At 58.3% G+C, this 1,991-nt stretch carries 1 protein-coding gene and 1 pseudogene; both read left to right on the plus strand.

All coding sequences use genetic code 11. The features are described from left to right. A pseudogene (locus EN925_RS33600) lies at positions 1 to 777 on the plus strand (IS3 family transposase); the annotation flags it as partial. 332 nt (positions 778 to 1,109) lie between these two features. Next, complete coding sequence (locus EN925_RS33610; protein ID WP_127369079.1) at positions 1,110 to 1,364, plus strand: hypothetical protein; 255 nt, start codon at positions 1,110 to 1,112, stop codon at positions 1,362 to 1,364. The last annotated feature ends 627 nt before the right edge of the window (positions 1,365 to 1,991 follow it).

Genomic DNA, 1,991 nt, shown 5'->3' on the forward strand with positions numbered 1-1,991 from the left:
GATGAAGGCGATCGCGCAGGAGCGTCGCCGGTTCGGCTACCGGCGTCTTCTGGTGATGCTGAGGCGGGAGGGGCTGGGCGTTAACCACAAGAAGCTGTTCCGGCTTTTTCGGGGGGATAAGCTCGCCGTTCGCCGGCGTGGCGGCCGCAAACGGGCAATCGGGACCAGGGCGCCGATGCTGGTGCCGCTGAGGCCCGACGAGCGATGGTCGCTTGACTTCGTATCGGACCAGCTCACCGACGGGCGACGCTTGCGCATCCTGGCCGTCGTCGACATGCACGAGAGAGTGCCTGGCACTGATCGTTGATACGCGTCTCTCGGGCATGCGGGTCGCCCGCGAATTGGACCGGCTCATCCACCGAGCGCGGCCGGCCGAGGATGATCGTCAGCGACAATGGCAGCGAGTTCACCTCGAACGCCATCCTCTCCTGGGCGGATCAGAGCCGCGTCGAATGGCATTACATTGCGCCCGGGAAGCCGATGCAGAACGGCTTCATCGAGAGCTTCAACGGCCGACTGCGCGATGAACTGCTCAACGAGACACTGTTTACCTCGCTGGCTCAGGCGCGCGTAGCCATTGCCCTGTGGCACGCCGACTACGATACCGCGCGGCCGCACTCCCAAATCGCCTGGCAGACACCGGCCGAGTTCGCCAGCACCTTCAATCCGCGGCGGTCGCTCGCGCTGCGCTATGCCAAAGGCTCCGCGCCAGCGCCCGTCGCTTCACCCGCCCAGCAGGGCACAGCCCACGCCGGAAACGAACTCAAAACTGGATAAAAACTGGGGGCAACGTCACTCGCAATGCGGGGATATGAAGGGCTTGATGATGCTCAAGTGCAGCGATTCCGCTGCCGCCACAAAGCGCTCAATTTCAGCCTGCGATAGCTTCTGCGAACCTTTTGACCTAGGCATTTGGCGAACTCCGTTTTGAGGGGATCGCTGCAACGAGGATAATAATCCTATATTCCAAAGTGGGTGACCAGAGGGCTCGCTGGGGTCACCTCTCATGATGACTTGCGCAATTACTAATTTAGTGAAACGTTAAATGCTTCTAGAGAGTAGACGCGAGAGACCCGGTCGGTCCAGTTATGGGGCGGCATTGAGCATAAATGTTTTTTCCGCGTTTCCTGATCGGGATGTTCGCCACTTCGACCGTGGCGGCGATCTGGATTCTTCTAGCAACCGGCTCGTTCTGGAAGTCGCTTGCATGGACATTGCTGATCTTGATCATTTTCCAGGTGGGATATCTCGTATTGTCATTCGCGCTTTTCTACCAGTTTGGGACGAAGAGAACCGAAGAAAAACCAAACACTGCCGAGCCTACCCGTCGGGACGGTGGTGTCTCATCTGAAGGCGGCCGATGATGGTCCCGGCTAATCCAGTACGGGCACGTAAATTAGTGTTTGGTTGAAAGCGCCGCCACACAGTCTTCCAGGATGGCCAGGCGAAACCGGAGCCACTTTAATTCTTGGCCGACTTGCGCCAGCTTTAACATACCAGCCGAGCTCGCCACTCTTCGCCTCTGCTCCTCTTCCAAGGACGCGATTTTCACGCGCAATTCGAAGGCTTCTGTAGCCTTCGAGTTCCTAACTAACATCCGGGCACGCATATCCAACCCCACGCAGAAGAAACGTCGCCCTGAAATCGCACGGGCTGCGTTAAACTCTGGCGTTCAAATCATCGGGGATTTTAGTGATCACTAAAATAATGATCGATGCACCGAGGTATGTAGATTTCCATTGCATTGTGCGCGCCATCCATGAACTCCGTGGAAAAAACTCACAGTTGGGAAGACGACGAATGAGCGCAGGGGATCGTGCGCAAGCTTCGCCCCCGCAAGGCCCAGCGATGGTTGCGGGCGACCCTTCAACATTGACAAACCGTATTGGTGAACTCGCCGGGCGAGGGCCCCCAACTACTGCCTCAAGCCCGACGAGCTGCCGGGGATCAGCCGGCAACCGCCTTCGGTGCAAGACGGGTGCCAGCACTTC

The sequence above is a fragment of the Mesorhizobium sp. M7A.F.Ca.US.006.04.2.1 genome (genome assembly GCF_004022915.1).
Lineage (GTDB): Bacteria > Pseudomonadota > Alphaproteobacteria > Rhizobiales > Rhizobiaceae > Mesorhizobium > Mesorhizobium ciceri.